General features: G+C 61.0%; 15 protein-coding genes. 12 read left to right on the top strand and 3 right to left on the bottom strand.

All coding sequences use genetic code 11. The features are described from left to right. Nucleotides 1-57 precede the first annotated feature (57 nt). Both ACMGGN_RS17435 and ACMGGN_RS17430 read left to right on the top strand, forming a co-directional pair. Nucleotides 58-900, top strand: coding sequence for a mechanosensitive ion channel family protein (locus tag ACMGGN_RS17435; RefSeq protein ID WP_046784866.1), 843 nt, complete (start codon nucleotides 58-60; stop codon nucleotides 898-900). Between the two features lie 221 nt (nucleotides 901-1,121). Next, nucleotides 1,122-2,366 carry an MFS transporter gene (locus ACMGGN_RS17430; protein ID WP_046784867.1) on the top strand — a complete coding sequence of 415 codons (1,245 nt, stop codon included), beginning with the start codon at nucleotides 1,122-1,124 and terminating at the stop codon, nucleotides 2,364-2,366. Nucleotides 2,367-2,428: 62 nt separating this feature from the next. Here the strand turns inward: ACMGGN_RS17430 and ACMGGN_RS17425 are convergent, their stop codons facing one another. Both ACMGGN_RS17425 and ACMGGN_RS17420 read right to left on the bottom strand, forming a co-directional pair. Continuing rightward, nucleotides 2,429-3,976, bottom strand: coding sequence for an AmpG family muropeptide MFS transporter (locus ACMGGN_RS17425; RefSeq protein ID WP_039603670.1), 1,548 nt, complete (start codon nucleotides 3,974-3,976; stop codon nucleotides 2,429-2,431). A gap of 43 nt (nucleotides 3,977-4,019) precedes the next feature. Further along, nucleotides 4,020-4,373: an MGMT family protein gene (locus tag ACMGGN_RS17420; protein ID WP_125923885.1), complete on the bottom strand. Its 354-nt coding sequence runs from the start codon at nucleotides 4,371-4,373 to the stop codon at nucleotides 4,020-4,022. 152 nt (nucleotides 4,374-4,525) lie between these two features. Between ACMGGN_RS17420 and ACMGGN_RS17415 the strand changes: the two genes are divergently transcribed. From ACMGGN_RS17415 to ACMGGN_RS17370, 10 genes are all read left to right on the top strand, one after another. After that, the gene (locus ACMGGN_RS17415) at nucleotides 4,526-5,536 is read left to right on the top strand and encodes a DUF481 domain-containing protein (RefSeq protein WP_046784869.1); all 1,011 of its coding nucleotides are present in this window, start codon (nucleotides 4,526-4,528) and stop codon (nucleotides 5,534-5,536) included. 134 nt (nucleotides 5,537-5,670) lie between these two features. Further along, nucleotides 5,671-6,402 carry a HugZ family protein gene (locus ACMGGN_RS17410; protein WP_119688324.1) on the top strand — a complete coding sequence of 244 codons (732 nt, stop codon included), beginning with the start codon at nucleotides 5,671-5,673 and terminating at the stop codon, nucleotides 6,400-6,402. A gap of 66 nt (nucleotides 6,403-6,468) precedes the next feature. After that, nucleotides 6,469-6,930 (top strand): FxsA family protein, encoded by a 462-nt coding sequence (locus ACMGGN_RS17405; protein ID WP_115273651.1) that lies wholly within the window; start codon nucleotides 6,469-6,471, stop codon nucleotides 6,928-6,930. Nucleotides 6,931-7,171: 241 nt separating this feature from the next. Beyond that, the gene (locus ACMGGN_RS17400; protein ID WP_009395550.1) at nucleotides 7,172-7,465 is read left to right on the top strand and encodes a co-chaperone GroES; all 294 of its coding nucleotides are present in this window, start codon (nucleotides 7,172-7,174) and stop codon (nucleotides 7,463-7,465) included. Between the two features lie 48 nt (nucleotides 7,466-7,513). Then, nucleotides 7,514-9,154, top strand: coding sequence for a chaperonin GroEL (groL, locus tag ACMGGN_RS17395; RefSeq protein WP_046784872.1), 1,641 nt, complete (start codon nucleotides 7,514-7,516; stop codon nucleotides 9,152-9,154). Between the two features lie 165 nt (nucleotides 9,155-9,319). Continuing rightward, entirely contained in the window at nucleotides 9,320-10,003 is a 684-nt protein-coding gene (gene colR / locus ACMGGN_RS17390) for a two-component system response regulator ColR (RefSeq protein ID WP_003255215.1), read from the top strand. Next, nucleotides 9,993-11,303 (top strand): sensor histidine kinase, encoded by a 1,311-nt coding sequence (locus ACMGGN_RS17385; protein ID WP_204919846.1) that lies wholly within the window; start codon nucleotides 9,993-9,995, stop codon nucleotides 11,301-11,303. Before colR ends, ACMGGN_RS17385 begins: the two co-directional genes overlap by 11 nt. A 107-nt stretch (nucleotides 11,304-11,410) precedes the next feature. Next, nucleotides 11,411-12,091 (top strand): class I SAM-dependent methyltransferase, encoded by a 681-nt coding sequence (locus ACMGGN_RS17380; RefSeq protein ID WP_115273653.1) that lies wholly within the window; start codon nucleotides 11,411-11,413, stop codon nucleotides 12,089-12,091. Nucleotides 12,092-12,097: 6 nt separating this feature from the next. After that, the gene (locus ACMGGN_RS17375; protein ID WP_046784875.1) at nucleotides 12,098-12,799 is read left to right on the top strand and encodes a lipopolysaccharide kinase InaA family protein; all 702 of its coding nucleotides are present in this window, start codon (nucleotides 12,098-12,100) and stop codon (nucleotides 12,797-12,799) included. Beyond that, complete coding sequence (locus ACMGGN_RS17370) at nucleotides 12,796-13,023, top strand: hypothetical protein (protein WP_046784876.1); 228 nt, start codon at nucleotides 12,796-12,798, stop codon at nucleotides 13,021-13,023. Before ACMGGN_RS17375 ends, ACMGGN_RS17370 begins: the two co-directional genes overlap by 4 nt. A 61-nt stretch (nucleotides 13,024-13,084) precedes the next feature. Here ACMGGN_RS17370 and ACMGGN_RS17365 read toward each other — a convergent pair whose 3' ends face one another. After that, nucleotides 13,085-16,129, bottom strand: coding sequence for a multidrug efflux RND transporter permease subunit (locus ACMGGN_RS17365; RefSeq protein WP_046784877.1), 3,045 nt, complete (start codon nucleotides 16,127-16,129; stop codon nucleotides 13,085-13,087). Between the last annotated feature and the right edge of the window lie 4 nt (nucleotides 16,130-16,133).

Genomic DNA, 16,133 nt, shown 5'->3' with positions numbered 1-16,133 from the left:
TGAATTTTTCGCGGCCGGTTTTACCGTGTACTTGCCGTTCGGCATCAGGAGATGAACATGGATTTGAACGCTGAAGTCGATCAGCTGGTCCGCCAATCGCAGACCTGGATCCCTTTGATCATGGAGTACGGCAGCCGTGTGCTGCTGGCACTGCTGACCCTGGCGGTCGGCTGGTGGATCATCAACAAGGTCAGCGCCCGCCTGGGCAAACTGGTGGGTCTGCGTAACGCCGACCTGGCGCTGCAGGGCTTCATCAGCACCTTGGCCAACATCGTGCTGAAGGTGCTGCTGCTGGTCAGTGTGGCCTCGATGATCGGCATCGAAACCACCTCCTTCGTCGCTGCCATCGGTGCCGCCGGCCTGGCCATCGGCCTGGCCCTGCAGGGTAGCCTGGCGAACTTTGCCGGTGGCGTGCTGATCCTGATGTTCCGCCCGTTCCGCATCGGCGACTGGATCGAGGCGCAGGGTGTGGCGGGCACGGTGGACAGCATTCAGATCTTCCACACTGTGCTGCGCACCGGTGACAACAAGACAGTGATCATGCCTAACGGCAGCCTGTCCAACGGAATCATCACCAATACCAACCGCCAGCCGACGCGCAAGGTGGTGTTCGACGTAGGTGTGGATTACGAGGCTGACCTGCAGAAGGCGCGCAACGTACTGCTGGAGCTTGCGCAGGACCCTCGCGTGTTGCCCGACCCGGCGCCGCAGGCCGTGGTGGCGACCCTGGGTGACAGCTCTATCACCGTATCCTTGCGCCTGTGGACCAAGACCAGCGATTACTGGGATGTGCTGTTCATGCTCAATGAACATGCGCGTGATCGCTTGAAGGCCGAAGGAATCGACATTCCGTTCCCGCAGCGGGTGATTCGTGTGGTCCAGGAGCCTGCCGCGCAGTAACGCTGAGGTTGCACCATGGGGGCCGCTGTGCGGCCCAATCGCCGGCAAGCCGGCTCCAACAGGTATGCACTGCGCCTGATGCTTGCAGTGGGCCTGAAGGAGCCGGCTTGCCGGCGATTGGGGCGCGCAGCGGCCCCTTGTATTTACACTTGTTCACAGCCAAGCCGCGTCATTTCTGGCATATAGCCTGACCCCACCTGCCTCTGCACCGATACCCCACCATGAAACCATTGCTGTACATCACCCCTCTCAGAGCCCTGTTGTTCGGCCTGACCCTGGCCTTGTTCGAACTGCTGACCTACCTGGCCAGCGACGCCGTCATGCCAGCCATGCCGGTGGTGGTCGACCATCTGAACGCCAGCCCCGAATACATCCCGCACGCGTTGAACCTGTACTTGCTCGGTGGTGTGGTGCTGCAGTGGCTGATCGGCCCGCTGGCCGACCGTTATGGTCGTCGTCCACTGCTGCTGGCCGGTTGCGCGCTCTTTGGTGCGGCTTGCCTGGCCACCTTTTGGGTGCAGGACATTGGCCTTTTCAACCTGCTGCGGCTAGTGCAAGGCATCGGCCTGGGCTTTGTGGTGACGGTAAGCTACCCGGCCCTGAACGAAGCGTTCAGCGAGGCCGATGCGGTACGGATGATGGCGTTGCTGGCCAATATTGCCTTGCTGTCGCCACTGCTCGGCCCGCTGGTGGGTACCCTGATGTTGCAATGGCTGGACTGGCGCTGGCTGTTCGTGGCGTTCGCCGTTGGCGCTGTGTTGGTGTGGGGGCTGCTGTACCGCTTGATGCCCGAGACCTTGGGCGTGGAGCGGCGCGACGGCTCACGCCTGGCGTTCACGCCGATCCACCTGCTGCCGCTACTGGCGGGCTATGGCCAGTTGCTGGCCAACCGGCGTTTCGTCGCCGGCAGCGCGGCATTGGGCCTGGTGGGCCTGCCGCTGATCGGCTGGATCGGCCTGTCACCCGTGTTGCTTATCCATGACGAGGGGCTCAGCACGATGGAATACGCCCTGTGGCAGTTGCCAGTATTCGGTGGGCTGATCCTGGGCAACCTGATCATCAACCGCATCGCTGACCGCTATCCGCTGCCGGCGCTGGTGCGCGGTGCGCTGTGGCCATACCTGGCAGGCTTGTGCCTGATGGTGCTTGCCACCTGGTACTGGCCCACCGTGACCAGCGTGGTGGCGGGCATGTCGCTGTATGCGCTGGGCCTGGGCGTGGCCAATGCGGTGCTGTACCGCATGACACTGTTCTCCAGCGATCAGAGCAAAGGCTTGGTGTCTGCGATGCTGGGGATGATCACCATCGCCTTGCTGGGCTTGGGCGGGGCGCTGATGGCGATGATCGGGGCGGGGGCGAGCTTGATGCACTTTGCCTTGGCGGCAGGTGTAGCGGGGGCGCTGGCGCTCTGGCCGTTGTGGTTTGTGGTCGGTGGCCGGCCTGATGAGGGTGCTGTCGCTCAGTAGCGATTGCCTGGCCCCATCGCCGGCATGCCTGCGATGGGGCGGGTACAGGCCGCGAGTCTCCCTCAGGGCTGCTCGGTTGCCGAGTTCTCCACCGGTGCCTGTTTCCCGCGGCCCGCTTCCTGTCGCCATTGCAAGGCGATCAGGATCAAGGTCGGTACACCCAGCAGGGCGGTGATCAGGAAGAAGTCGTGATAACCGAACTTCTCGACAATCACCCCCGAATAGCCGCCGATCAGGCGTGGCAACAGCAGCATGATCGAGCTGAGCAGGGCATATTGTGTGGCCGAGAACTTCAGGTTGGTCAGGCTCGACAGGTAGGCGACGAATGCCGATGTCGCCAGGCCCGAGCTGAAGTTGTCCAGCGAAATGGTGACCACCAGCATCTGAAGATTTGGCCCCATGTCGGCCAGCATCAGGAACAGGATGTTGGTACCCGCCGAGGCCGCACCGCCGATGAACAGGATCGGCAGTATGCCGAAGCGCACGATCAGCAGCCCACCTGCACCTGCGCCCACCAAGGTCATGATCAGGCCGAAGATCTTGCTGACGCTGGCAATCTGGTCCTTGGTGAAGCCCATGTCGATGTAGAACACGTTCGCCATGACGCCCATCACCGTGTCCGACATCCGATAGGTGGCGATCAGGCCCAGCAGCAGCAGGGCCTGCCAGCGATAGCGGGTGATGAAGTCGTTGACTGGCGTCAGCACTGGCGCCAGGCCGCGACGGCCCATGCTCGACAGGCACGCCCAACTCAGCAGCACATAAAGGATAAGACGCAAGAAGGCGCGGTCTTCGAGCAGCAGGTCCAGTGGTGTGGCATCGCCGAAGATGACGCTGGCCCAGTCGGTGTTGAACAGCTGGGTGAAGCTAGCCGGTACCGACACCAGCAGGATGATCAGCACAAACACCGAGGCCAACTGGTGAATAAGCCCATAGCGCGCTGCCGACAACTGGGTGCGCAATGGTACGGGAGGTTCGCGCATCACCAGCGTGGTGAACAGCGCAGGCAGCATCATCACGCCGAACAGTACGTAAGTGCCGGCCCAGGCCTTGTGCAGGTAGCTGAAACCGGTGGAGCCGAACCATTCGGCAAAGAACAGGGCGCCAGCAGTGGCGAGCAGCGCAGCGATCCGGTAACCGGCCATGTAGCTTGCGGCCAGGGCGGCCTGGCGTTGATCGTCGGCAATCTCCAGGCGATAGGCATCGACAGCGATGTCCTGGGTGGCAGACGCGAACGCGACCAGCACGGCCAAAGCGATCAGCCACGACAGATGTTGCTGAGGGTCACACAGGCTCATGCCCACCAGGCCGATCACCACCAGTGCCTGTGACAGCAACAGCCACGAGCGCCGGCGACCCAGCCCACCCAGCAGCGGCAACCGCCATTGATCGAGCAGCGGCGACCATACCCATTTGAAGGCATAGGCCAGGCCGATCAGGCTGGCATAGCCAATGGTTTCGCGCGCCACGCCAGCTTCGCGCAGCCACACCGACAGGGTCGAAAACACCAGCATGTAGGGCAGACCGGCAGCAAAGCCGAGCAGCAGAAGCACCAGGGTTGACGGGCTGGCATAGGCAGCGAGCGCAGCGCGCCAGGTTTTACGGGGCATGGGCCAACATCTGCCTCAAGTTTGCGAAAACAAAACGCGCACTCTAACCGCTGTGCTCCATTGGGCGCCAGCCATGGCGCATCATATCCACACGATTATTGGCTACATTCACGCCCTCCGCACGCAGCCGCGCCCTTTGTTCATCTCCCGAGGGAGTCCCCAGCGCCAGGCTCAGACGACCGCCGGCACCCAGTACACGGTGCCACGGCAGACGGGTGTCCGCAGGAAGCTGGCCGAGGGCCTTTCCAACCCAACGCGCCGCTCGGCCAAGGCCCGCCAATTCGGCGAGCTGGCCGTAGCTGACCACCTTGCCTGCTGGCACCTGGCCCAGCACTGAATAAAGCGCCGTTCGTCGGGCCTCGGGCGTCTGCAGCGCGTACTCATGTGCCTCAGACATCGCGGCAGCCCTGGCCTGAAGTGAAACCGGACCAGTGGTCACGGCAAATGCGTATTGAACTCAACGCCATAGTGGGGGGTCTTTCCTTGCTCTGGTCGTCCGCATCCGGATAATGCCCGGCTCATTCGTCTAATCGAACCTGTATTTCGCTTATGCATTCTAGATCCTTGCTGTGCCTGTTGACCGCTTCCCTGTGCGCTGCTCCTGCGTTCGCCGACACCGTGTGGATGAAGAACGGTGACCGCTTGAGCGGCAAGATTCGGGTCTTCGATGGTGGCAAGCTGCTGCTGGAAACCCCATACGGTGGTTCTATTTCGCTGGACTGGAAGCAGGTCCAGACCCTGGAGAGCGACCAGGAGCTGCTGGTCAAGCAGGACGCCTACAACGGCGAGCGGGCCAAGTCGTTGAAGGCCGCCGAGCCTGGCAAGGTGACCCTGGCCAACGGTGAGACGCCCAAGACTGTAGAGCTTGCCAGCATCGAGCAGATCATGAAGCCCAAGCCTGTGGTCGAGGACCTGGTCTGGAAAGGCAATATCGATGCCGCGCTGGACTACCAGCGTGCCGAGAACGATACCGACGACTATGACATCGGTTTCAAGACCACGGCCCGTCATGGCCGTTGGCGGCACAACGCCGAAGGCGAGTACAACCGCGAGACCAAGGACGACGTCACCACGACCAACAACTGGAGCGCAGAGTATGCGCTCGATCGCTTCATCACCGAGAAATGGTTCTGGCAGGGGCGTCTTGAGTACAAGCGGGATCACATCGAGGATCTGGCGCGTCAGCGCACCGTGGGTACCGGCCCCGGTTACCAGTTCTGGGATGACGAACTGGGTGCGTTCTCGCTCGGTTCACTGATCAACCGCACCGACTTCGAGTATCAGAATGGCGGCAAGGACAACTTCTATTCGGCGGCGGTGAAGTGGGACTACACCCGTTACCTGATCGGCAAGAATGTCCAGCTGTTCACCAACGGTGAGTTCGCCAAGCCGCTGGGGGGCGTTGCCGACTATTCGCTGGATGCCGAGGTGGGGCTGCGCTACAAAGTGACCGAATGGGCCTCGCTCAATCTCAAGGCAGAAAAAGACATCATCACCGGCACGCGTGAGAGTGATCTGGACAAGACGCGCTATACCGCAGGCTTTGGCGTGACCTGGTAGGGGTCAGCTTCAAGCTGCAAGCTAAAAGCGAGTGGCATGGCGCCTCGCTCCTGCTTTTTCTTGCAGCTTGAAGCTTGAAGCTTGAAGCTTACAGGTAGCTTGCAACCCAATAGCCACCTGTCGAGGAGTCAGACGTGAGTCAGAAGGCCATCCGCCCCGCCCGGGAACTGCTGCTCAAGGAGTACCGCGGTGTACTCTCGACCCATTCCAAGTCCATGCCTGGCTTCCCTTTCGGTTCTGTGGTGCCTTATTGCCTGGATGCCGAGGGCAACCCGCTGATCCTCATCAGCCGCATCGCCCAGCACACCCACAACCTGCAGAAAGACCCCAAGTGCTCCTTGCTGGTGGGGGAGCGGGAAGCCGAGGACGTGCAGGCCGTTGGCCGCCTGACGATCATGGCCGAGGCGCACAAGCTGGTCGATGAGGCTGCCGTCGACGCCGCTGCCGAGCGCTATTACCGTTACTTCCCCGATGCCGCCAACTATCACAAGGCGCACGATTTCGACTTCTGGGTGCTGCAGCCGGTGCGCCATCGTTACATAGGTGGCTTCGGGGCGATCCACTGGCTCGATCAGGTGACGTTGGCCAACCCCTTCGCCGGCAAGGCGGAGGCCAGCATGATCGAGCACATGAACAGCGATCATGCCAACGCCATCGCCCACTACGTCGAATTGAGCGACCTGCCGCGTAGCGCGCCAGCGCAGATGGTCGGCATCGACAGCGAAGGCATGCACCTGCGCATAGGCCAAGGTATCCATTGGCTGGCTTTCCCAAGCAATTGCAATACGCCGACACAAGTTCGCGAGGCCTTGGTTTTACTGGCGCGCGCCGACCAATGGCCGGCCGCGACAGAAGTCGAAGCTTGAAAAACCGAGCGCACGCATCCATCTGATGGTCTTAAAGGAAGATAGTCTTCCGTCGAGGAATCCTTGATGCGTGTTTTTCTACTGCTGTTTCTGCTTTTCCCTGTGCTGGAGTTGTTCGTCTTCGTCAAGGTCAGCTCAGCCATCGGTTTCTTCCCGGCGCTGCTGTTGATAATCGCAGGTTCCGCCTTGGGTGTGCTGGTGATGCGTGTGGCCGGCCTGGCCACCGCCTTGCGTGCCCGTGAAAGCCTGCAGCGTGGCGAACTGCCCGCCGAGGACATGTTCCAGGGCATGATGCTGGCGGTGGGCGGTGGCCTCCTGCTGCTTCCGGGCTTCATCAGTGACGTGCTGGGCCTGCTCTGCCTGTTGCCCTTCACCCGCCATCTGGCCGCACGCAAGATGCGACAGCGTGCCGAGGCCCAGGCCATGCGCCAGCGCGCGTTCCAGGACGACCCCTCTCAGGCACAGCCGCGCGACAGCGGCCATCGGCCCAATGTGATCGAAGGCGAATACGAACGTCGCGACAAGTAGACATCCCCGGGGCCGCTTTGCGGCCCCAAGCTTTTCTGCTCGTTGAAAAATTTTCTGCAGCAAGCCTTGTAATTGATCATGCCGGCCTCATGTATGTGGTCACCGCAAGGTTTCTGGTGGCAACGCCAGACAATACACAGGTGGTTCGCCCGTCGCGGGCCACCCCCGGCAACGCCGGACCGCATCAACCCGCCGGTGTCGACACCGGCCGATGAAAACCACAAATTGGGAGAGATCGACAATGAAGCTTCGTCCTCTGCATGACCGCGTAGTCATCCGTCGCAGCGAAGAAGAATCGAAAACCGCTGGCGGTATCGTCCTGCCGGGTTCGGCCGCTGAAAAACCAAACCGTGGCGAAGTTGTCGCCGTCGGCACCGGTCGCATCCTGGACAACGGCGAAGTACGTGCGCTGGCCGTCAAAGTGGGTGACAAAGTGGTTTTCGGCCCTTACTCGGGCAGCAACACCGTGAAAGTCGATGGCGAAGACCTGCTGGTAATGAGCGAGAACGAAATCCTCGCCGTTGTCGAAGGCTGATTTCCCCGACTTCCCGTTACTCCAAAGAATTTCAAGGATTAAACGATCATGGCTGCTAAAGACGTAAAATTCGGCGATTCCGCCCGTAAAAAAATGCTGGTTGGCGTCAACGTTCTGGCTGACGCGGTAAAAGCGACCCTGGGCCCGAAAGGCCGCAACGTGGTCCTGGCCAAGAGCTTCGGCGCGCCGACCATCACCAAGGACGGCGTTTCCGTCGCCAAAGAGATCGAACTCAAAGACGCCTTCGAAAACATGGGCGCCCAACTGGTCAAGGAAGTCGCTTCCAAGGCCAACGATGCTGCCGGTGACGGCACCACCACCGCGACCGTTCTGGCTCAGGCCATCGTCAACGAAGGCCTGAAGGCTGTCGCTGCCGGCATGAACCCGATGGACCTCAAGCGCGGCATCGACAAGGCCACCGCTGCCGTCGTCGCCGAGCTGAAAAACCTGTCCAAGCCATGCGCCGACTCCAAGGCCATCGCTCAGGTTGGCACCATCTCCGCCAACTCCGACAACTCCATCGGCGAAATCATCGCTGAAGCCATGGAAAAAGTCGGCAAAGAAGGCGTGATCACCGTTGAAGAAGGCTCGGGCCTGGAAAACGAACTGTCCGTCGTAGAAGGCATGCAGTTCGACCGCGGCTACCTGTCGCCGTACTTCGTCAACAAGCCGGACACCATGGTTGCCGAGCTGGAAGGCCCGCTGCTGCTGCTGGTCGACAAGAAAATCTCCAACATCCGTGAGCTGCTGCCAGTTCTGGAAGCCGTTGCCAAGGCCGGCCGCCCACTGCTGATCGTTGCTGAAGACGTCGAAGGCGAAGCCCTGGCTACCCTGGTCGTCAACAACATGCGCGGCATCGTCAAGGTTGCTGCAGTCAAGGCACCAGGTTTTGGCGACCGTCGCAAGGCCATGCTGCAGGACATCGCCGTCCTGACCGGCGGCCAGGTCATCTCCGAAGAAATCGGCCTGACCCTGGAAACCACCACCCTGGAGCACCTGGGTAACGCCAAGCGCGTCATCCTGTCCAAGGAAAACACCACCATCATCGACGGTGCTGGTGTGGACGCCGACATCGAAGCACGCGTCAAGCAGATCCGTGCCCAGATCGAAGAGACCTCTTCGGACTACGACCGTGAGAAGCTGCAAGAGCGCCTGGCCAAGCTGGCTGGCGGTGTTGCCGTGATCAAGGTCGGTGCTGGCACCGAAGTTGAAATGAAAGAGAAGAAAGCCCGCGTTGAAGACGCCCTGCACGCTACCCGTGCAGCCGTCGAAGAAGGCGTGGTGCCTGGCGGTGGTGTTGCTCTGGTTCGCGCCCTGGGCGCCATTGTCGACCTCAAAGGTGACAACGAAGACCAGAACGTCGGTATCGCCCTGCTGCGTCGCGCTGTTGAAGCGCCGCTGCGCCAGATCACTGCCAACGCCGGCGACGAGCCAAGCGTTGTGGCCGACAAGGTCAAGCAAGGTTCGGGCAACTACGGCTACAACGCCGCTACCGGCGAATACGGCGACATGATCGAGATGGGTATCCTTGACCCAGCCAAGGTCACCCGTTCGGCCCTGCAAGCAGCTGCTTCGATCGGCGGTCTGATGATCACCACCGAAGCCATGGTTGCCGACCTGCCGGAAGACAAGCCAGCTGGCGGCATGCCAGACATGGGCGGCATGGGCGGTATGGGCGGCATGATGTAAGCCAGCCTCACCCCCTGTAACAGGAAAAGCCCCGGTTCGTGAGAACCGGGGCTTTTTCGTTTGCGTCAACTTCGTTGAATTTCCACCAGCACTGGCACTGTCCGTGCGATGGCCTTAAGCTGCGCCTGCCGCGCACCATAGCGAAGCGCCGCACAGGAGAACCCGATGCGCATTCTTTTGGTTGAAGACAACCGCGATATCCTTGCCAACCTGGCTGATTATCTGGGCATGAAGGGCTATACCGTCGACTGCGCCCAGGACGGCCTGTCAGGTCTGCACCTGGCTGCCACCGAGCACTACGACCTGATCGTGCTCGATATCATGCTGCCTGGAATCGACGGTTACACCCTGTGCAAGCGCCTGCGCGAGGATGCCCGTCGCGATACGCCGGTGATCATGCTGACCGCCCGCGACCAACTCGACGACCGCCTGCAGGGCTTCCGCTCCGGCGCCGACGATTACCTGCTCAAACCGTTCGCCCTGTCCGAACTCGCTGCGCGCATCGAAGCCGTGCTGCGCCGCGCCCAGGGCGGCGGGCGACGTACCCTGCAGGTTGCCGACCTGAGTTACGACCTGGACACCCTCGAAGTCACTCGCCAGGGGCGCTTGCTCAAGCTCAACCCTGTCGGCCTCAAGCTGCTCGCGGTGCTGATGCAGAAAAGCCCCCACGTGTTGCGCCGCGAGGTACTGGAAGAGGCGCTGTGGGGTGATGATTGCCCCGACAGCGACAGCTTGCGCAGCCATGTACACCAGCTGCGCCAAGTAATCGACAAACCGTTCGAAAAGCCGTTGCTGCATACCGTCCATGGCGTCGGCTATCGCCTCGCCGAGGGTCGCGATGGAGTTTAAGCAAAGCCTGGCGCAGCGCATCATCATCGCGTTTGCGCTGATGAGCGCGCTGGTGGCTGGGGCGTTCGCCTTCGGTATCGTCGCCACTGTCCACCTGGTTGAAGAGCGCTTGATCTCCTCGGTGCTGGGCGGCGACCTGCAGCGCCTGTTGCGCATGGACAGCATCAGTGACTGGAGCCATCGGCCGCGCCCTGACCAGCTGTTCTACTTCAGCGGTGGGCGCGATGACTTCGAGCTACCAAGAGACTTGCGCCACCTCGATGCAGGCTTTCATGAGGTATTTCGCGACCAGCTTTCCTACCACGCAATGGTGGAAATCGTAGACGGCCGACGTTATGTATTGCTGCAGGACCAAAGCGATTTCGAAGAGCGCGAGCGGGTACTGTTCGCCGTCGTCATGGTGGGCTTCGTGCTCAGCCTGGTACTGGCGGTGTTCCTCGGCTGGCTGCTGGCACGGCGAGTGATGGCACCGGTGATCCGCCTGGCACGGCAAGTACGCCATCGTGATCAGCTGCTTGGCCTGGCACCGCCCTTGGCACCCGATTACGCAGCCGATGAAGTCGGCCAGCTAGCAGTGGCCTTCGACGATACGCTTGGCCGTTTGCGCGATGCACTGACCCGCGAGCGTCTGTTCACCAGTGATGTCAGCCACGAATTGCGCACGCCGCTGATGGTTCTGGCCACCTCCTGCGAGCTGTTGATCGAAAACCCCAATCTGGATAGCCGCTCACGTAGCCAGGTAGAACGCATCGCCCGGGCCACCGAAGAAATGCGTGAGTTGGTCAAAACCTTCCTGATGCTCGCCCGTGCCCAGCGCGACCAGGGGGCCGTGGCCTCCCAGGCGACGCTGCGCGAGGTGGCCGACGATCTGATAGGCGTATGGCGCGACACCATCGAGCAGAAAGGGCTGACGCTGTACTTCGATGGCCGCGTCAGTGCAGGCCCGCTGCTGTACAACGCGACGTTCCTGCAATCGGTGATGGGCAACCTGTTGCGCAACGCTGCGCACTACACCGACAGTGGTTACATCCGCCTGAGTCTTGAAGCCAATGGGTTCAGCGTCGAGGACAGCGGGGTCGGCATTCCGGAGGAGCAGCGCGAGGCGATGTTCAAACCGTTCGTGCGTGGTGATGAGCGACGCGGCGAAGGTCTGGGGCTTGGCTTATCGCTGGTACAACGGATCTGTGACGACCAGGGTTGGCGCGTTACGCTGACTTCTACCGCCCCCCATGGTTGCCGTTTTCAGGTGGACTTGAGCCAAGGCGCTGAAAAATCCGATCCGTTAAAGCTTTGCGAGTAAATGACTGGGCTATATTCCTTTAGGGATAACACTTTTTTCACATTGGCATGACCTGTTTCCTACGCAGTGTTACTTAAGGTACATGCAATGGAGCCAGGAGATGCCCAATGCGTAGCCCGATCAAACTCGAATTTTCCAAGAAGTACGACCAGCAACATGCTCGGGAGTATTTTCTCAAGCACCAGGATGGTCTGGCACGTCGCCTTTCCCACAAGCGCGATGAGCAATTGGCCCGTCGAGCCTTGGCGCTGGCCGGAGAACCGGGGTTGGTGCTGGATCTGCCTTGCGGCGCGGGCCGTTTCTGGCCACTGCTGGCAGAAAAACCCAACAGGGTAATCATTGGTGCCGACAATTCCGAGGCGATGATCGAGACTGCCTGTGCCGCACAACCGCCAGAGGTGGTAGCGCGGGTACGCCCTTTGCAAACGTCAGCGTTCGCCATCGACTTGCCGGACAACTCGGTCGACAGCATTTTTTGCATGCGCTTGTTTCACCACATCGGTGAGGCAGCCCACAGAAAAACGATTCTTTCGGAGTTTCAAAGGGTTAGCCGTGACAGCGTAATCCTGTCATTGTGGGTGGACGGAAACTTCAAGGCCTGGCGGCGTCAAAAGCTCGAGCAACGGCGCAGTGCCAAAGCCGAGCCGGGCAGTTACCAGAATCGTTTCGTGTTACCGGCAGAGACAGTCGAAGAAGAATTCAAGGCCGCCGGCTTCAGGATCCAGGAACGCCTCGATTTCCTGCCGTTCTATGCCATGTGGCGGGTCTATGTATTACGTAAGGGGTAGTGTTTGATGGCTGTAGCCCAGAGCGGGGAGTCACGCTTCGATTATTACTGGCGTCAGCAGGGCGAATGGGTCGAGGAACCCAACCAGCGCCGCGGTGGTGAAAGTGGCGTGCAACGCCTCAACGATGCCGATGGCAAGTTGCTGTATGCCAAGCGCCAGGTCGGGCACATCTACCGCAGCCTGTTGCACCCCTTCGGCAGGCCGACGGTGCTGCGTGAGCTCGACGCGCTGAACAGCTTCGAGCAACTGGGCGTGCGTGTCCCGCGCATCGTATTTTGTGGGGCCGAGCGCGATGCCGACCACCAATGGCGTGCGCTGCTGGTCAGCGAAGCGCTCGATGGTTTCATCGAACTCGATGCCTGGCATGCCCAAGGTGCGCGCGAGCACTACCCGCAAGTGGTACATGAACGCATGCTCAAGGAGTTGGCTGACAACCTGGCCCGCATGCACCTGGGCCACTGGCAGCATGGCTGCCTGTATGGCAAGCACGTATTCGTCAAAGTGATCGGCGAGGGCGAACAGGCCCGTGTTGAAGTGGCATTGCTCGATCTGGAGAAGTGCCGCCGCCGTATCAGCTGCCAGCGCGCTGCGGGCAATGACCTGCGTCAGTTGCGCCGCCATTCGTCGCTCAATGACGCGGAATGGCAATCGTTGCTCTACTTTTACCAGATGGCGTTTGGCAGCGCTGTCAAAGGGTTAGGGCAATGAAACTAGAAATCGCTCGAGCATTGTTTCTGATAGCGGGTCTGGCTGTGACCACCGTGGCGGTAGCGGCGTGGGAAGAGCCACGGCCCAGAGTGTTCAGCAAGGCTGAACAGGCAGAACAATGCGCGTTGCCCAGGGACGTGAAGCAGCAGGTCCAGGCCCAGCCGGACCAGGATTTGCTGTTGCTTCTGTTCGGGCTGCGGCAGGGCTTGCGGCCTGCAGGCTGACCTGCTTTGAGCACAAGAGGCCCCGCTATTGCGGGGCCTTTGCTTTCTGTAGTTGGCCCGCTCAGGCAACGACAGGTTCCGTCGCCGCTGTCTTGTGCGCCAACAGGGTGTAAATGCACGGCAGCACAAACAAGGTAAACAACGTCCCGATCGACATCCCCGTCGCAATCACCGTACCGATGTCAAAGCGGCTCACTGCCCCGGCCCCGGTCGCCAGAATCAGCGGCACCATGCCAAATACCATTGCGGCGGTGGTCATCAGTACCGGGCGTAGACGAATGGCCGCAGCTTCCTCGATCGCCTCCCTTGCGCTCAGCCCTTTTTCCTCACGCAACTGGTTGGCGAACTCGACGATCAGGATACCGTGCTTGCTGATCAGCCCGATCAGCGTCACCAACCCGACCTGGGTATAGATGTTCATGCTGGAAACACCCAGGAATAGCGGCAACAGCGCCCCGCAGATCGACAGCGGTACCGTCACCAGAATCACCAGCGGGTCGCGGAAGCTTTCAAACTGTGCCGCCAGTACCAGGAAGATGATCGCCAACGCCAGGCCGAAGGTCACCCACAGCGCGCTGCCTTCCTGTATGTACTGCCGTGCCGCGCCGGCATAGTCGAAGGAGAACCCTTCCGGCGCCTGCTCGGCAGCAATATCCCGCACTGTCTGCAAGGCTTCGCCGATGCTGACCAAAGGCACGCCCTGGATGATTGCCGAGTTCAGTTGCTGGAACTGGTTGAGCTGGCGTGGACGCGCTCGGTCGCTAAGGGTGATCAGTGTGGACAGTGGCAGCAGTTGGCCCTGGTCGTTCTTGACGTAATAGCTGTTGAGCCAGCCGGCGTTGTCGCGGTAGGGCCGTTCGACCTGGGCGATGACTTTGTAGCTGCGGCCTTCGAGGGTGAAACGGTTGATTTCCCCCTCGCCCAGCAAGGTCGCCAAGGTGCCGCCAAGGACGTCCATGGATACACCCATCTGCGCAGCCTTGGCGCGGTCGATGTCGACTACCACCTCGGGCTTGTCGAACGCCAGGTCGATGTCGAGGAAGGCAAATTTGCCTGATGCCTGGGCGCGTTCCTTGACCCGTTGGGCAACCTCCAGCAGCGCCGGGTAATCACCTGCGGTATTGATGACGAACTGGAACGGCAAGCCTTCGCCGGTCCCCGGCAGTGACGGCAGGTTGAAGCCGAAGATCTGCAGGCCGCTGATGTTGTCGAGTTTGGCCTGTACCAGGGGCAGCAACTCCATTTGCGTGCGGTCGCGCTCGTTCCAGGGCTTGAGCAGGAAACCGCCGATGCCGCTCTGCACGCCGTTGAATCCGTTGATCTGGAACGACGAGTAGTATTCGGGGAAGGCCTTGAACAGTGGGGTGAACTGGTCGGTGTAGGCATTGAGGTAGTCGAGGTTGGCTGGTTGTGGCGAGCTGCTGATCATGAAGATGACCCCCTGATCCTCGTTCGGTGCCAGCTCGTTCTGGGTGAACTTGAGCAGCACCGGGATCAGGCACAGGATGATCACGGCGAACACCAGCACCACCGGGCGGCTGTCCAGGGTGGTGTGCAGCAGGCGCTGGTAGCGGCCCTTGATCCGCTCGAACAGCACGTCAAGGCGATGGGCCAGGCCGCTGGCATTCTGCTCACGACGCAATAGCAGGGCACACATCATCGGCGACAGGGTCAGGGCGACGACGCCCGAGATGATCACCGCCCCTGCCAAGGTCAGGGCGAACTCCTTGAACAAGGCGCCGGTGAGCCCGGTCAGGAAGCCGATCGGTGCGTATACCGCGGCCAGGGTGATGGTCATCGACACCACTGGCATGGCGATTTCCCGCGCACCTTCCAGCGCCGCGTCCACCGGTGACTTGCCTTCCTCCATGTGCCGGTGGATGTTTTCCACCACGACGATGGCATCGTCCACCACCAGGCCGATGGCCAGCACCATTGCCAGCAGGGTCAGCAGGTTGAGCGAATAGCCCATCATCTGCATGAAGAACAGCACCCCGATCATCGACAGTGGGATGGTCACTACCGGGATCAGTACCGAGCGCAGCGCGCCGAGGAATAAGAACACCACCACGATGACGATCAGCACCGCTTCGCCAAGGGTCTTGACCACTTCGTCGATCGAGGCCTGGATGAACAGCGTGGCGTCATAGGCAATCGACCCCTTGAGCGCGGACGGCAACTGGCTTTGCAGCTCCGGCATGATGCGGCGTACTTCCTTGATCACCTCCAGCGGGTTGGCGGCCGGGGTGGCCTTGATGCCGATGTAGACCGAAGGCGTGCCATCGAACGAGCTGACCGTGTCGTAATTTTCCGCGCCCATCTCGACCCGTGCCACATCACCGAGCAATACACGGCTGTCGCCGGAGGTCTTGAGCGGCAATGCGGCAAAAGCCTCGGCCGACTTCAGTTCGGTGTTGGCGTTGATGCTGGTGACCACGTATTCGCCCTTCACCTCACCAGCGGCGGCGAGAAAGTTGTAACGGCGTACGGCGCTGGTCACGTCGGTGGCGGCAAGGCCGAACGCTGCCAGTTTGACCGGGTCGATCCAGATGCGCATGGCGAACACCTGGTTGCCGAGGATCTCTGCCTCGGCCATGCCCGGCAAGGTTGCAAGTTTCGGCTGGATGACCCGTGACAGGTAGTCGGTGATCTGCGGGTTGCTCATTTCCTTGCTGTAAAAGCTGATGTACATCAGCGCCGAGGCATCTGCGGCTTCTTTGCTCAGTACCGGGTCTTCTGCGTCTTGCGGCAACTGGTTGCGCACTTCGTTGGCCTTGGCCAGCAACTCGGTGAACAGGCGGTCGCTGTCGGCGCCGATGCGCGCATAGATGGAGATGATCGAGAAGTTCTGCCGGCTCACCGAGGTCATGTAGTCGATGCCTTCGGCGCTGGCCAGGCTCTGCTGCAGCGGTTGGGTGATGTAGCCCTGAATGGTTTCTGCGTTGGCGCCGGGGTAGGCCGTGGTCACCGTGATCAGGGCGTTTTCCATCTGCGGGTACTGGCGGATCTGCAGCTTGTTCCAGGCCTGGAAACCCAGCAGCAGGATCAGCAGGCTGACCACGCTGGCCAGCACCGGGCGGCGGATGAACGGGTCGGTGAACGCCATGCCT

Source organism: Pseudomonas sp. BNK-30 (assembly GCF_047456185.1).
In the GTDB taxonomy this organism is placed as follows: domain Bacteria; phylum Pseudomonadota; class Gammaproteobacteria; order Pseudomonadales; family Pseudomonadaceae; genus Aquipseudomonas; species Aquipseudomonas putida_E.
This window is presented reverse-complemented; position numbering and strand designations above follow the sequence as displayed.

What these genes read in the sequence shown, in the direction of transcription:
- ACMGGN_RS17405 (WP_115273651.1), top strand. Translation starts at nt 6,469, where the DNA reads ATGCGTGTTTTTCTACTGCTGTTTCTGCTTTTCCCTGTGCTGGAGTTG.
- ACMGGN_RS17370 (WP_046784876.1), top strand. Translation starts at nt 12,796, where the DNA reads ATGAAACTAGAAATCGCTCGAGCATTGTTTCTGATAGCGGGTCTGGCT.
- ACMGGN_RS17415 (WP_046784869.1), top strand. Translation starts at nt 4,526, where the DNA reads ATGCATTCTAGATCCTTGCTGTGCCTGTTGACCGCTTCCCTGTGCGCT.
- ACMGGN_RS17430 (WP_046784867.1), top strand. Translation starts at nt 1,122, where the DNA reads ATGAAACCATTGCTGTACATCACCCCTCTCAGAGCCCTGTTGTTCGGC.
- ACMGGN_RS17435 (WP_046784866.1), top strand. Translation starts at nt 58, where the DNA reads ATGGATTTGAACGCTGAAGTCGATCAGCTGGTCCGCCAATCGCAGACC.
- ACMGGN_RS17380 (WP_115273653.1), top strand. Translation starts at nt 11,411, where the DNA reads ATGCGTAGCCCGATCAAACTCGAATTTTCCAAGAAGTACGACCAGCAA.
- ACMGGN_RS17365 (WP_046784877.1), bottom strand. Translation starts at nt 16,129, where the DNA reads ATGGCGTTCACCGACCCGTTCATCCGCCGCCCGGTGCTGGCCAGCGTG.
- ACMGGN_RS17425 (WP_039603670.1), bottom strand. Translation starts at nt 3,976, where the DNA reads ATGCCCCGTAAAACCTGGCGCGCTGCGCTCGCTGCCTATGCCAGCCCG.
- ACMGGN_RS17400 (WP_009395550.1), top strand. Translation starts at nt 7,172, where the DNA reads ATGAAGCTTCGTCCTCTGCATGACCGCGTAGTCATCCGTCGCAGCGAA.
- ACMGGN_RS17420 (WP_125923885.1), bottom strand. Translation starts at nt 4,373, where the DNA reads ATGTCTGAGGCACATGAGTACGCGCTGCAGACGCCCGAGGCCCGACGA.
- colR (WP_003255215.1), top strand. Translation starts at nt 9,320, where the DNA reads ATGCGCATTCTTTTGGTTGAAGACAACCGCGATATCCTTGCCAACCTG.
- ACMGGN_RS17375 (WP_046784875.1), top strand. Translation starts at nt 12,098, where the DNA reads ATGGCTGTAGCCCAGAGCGGGGAGTCACGCTTCGATTATTACTGGCGT.
- groL (WP_046784872.1), top strand. Translation starts at nt 7,514, where the DNA reads ATGGCTGCTAAAGACGTAAAATTCGGCGATTCCGCCCGTAAAAAAATG.
- ACMGGN_RS17385 (WP_204919846.1), top strand. Translation starts at nt 9,993, where the DNA reads ATGGAGTTTAAGCAAAGCCTGGCGCAGCGCATCATCATCGCGTTTGCG.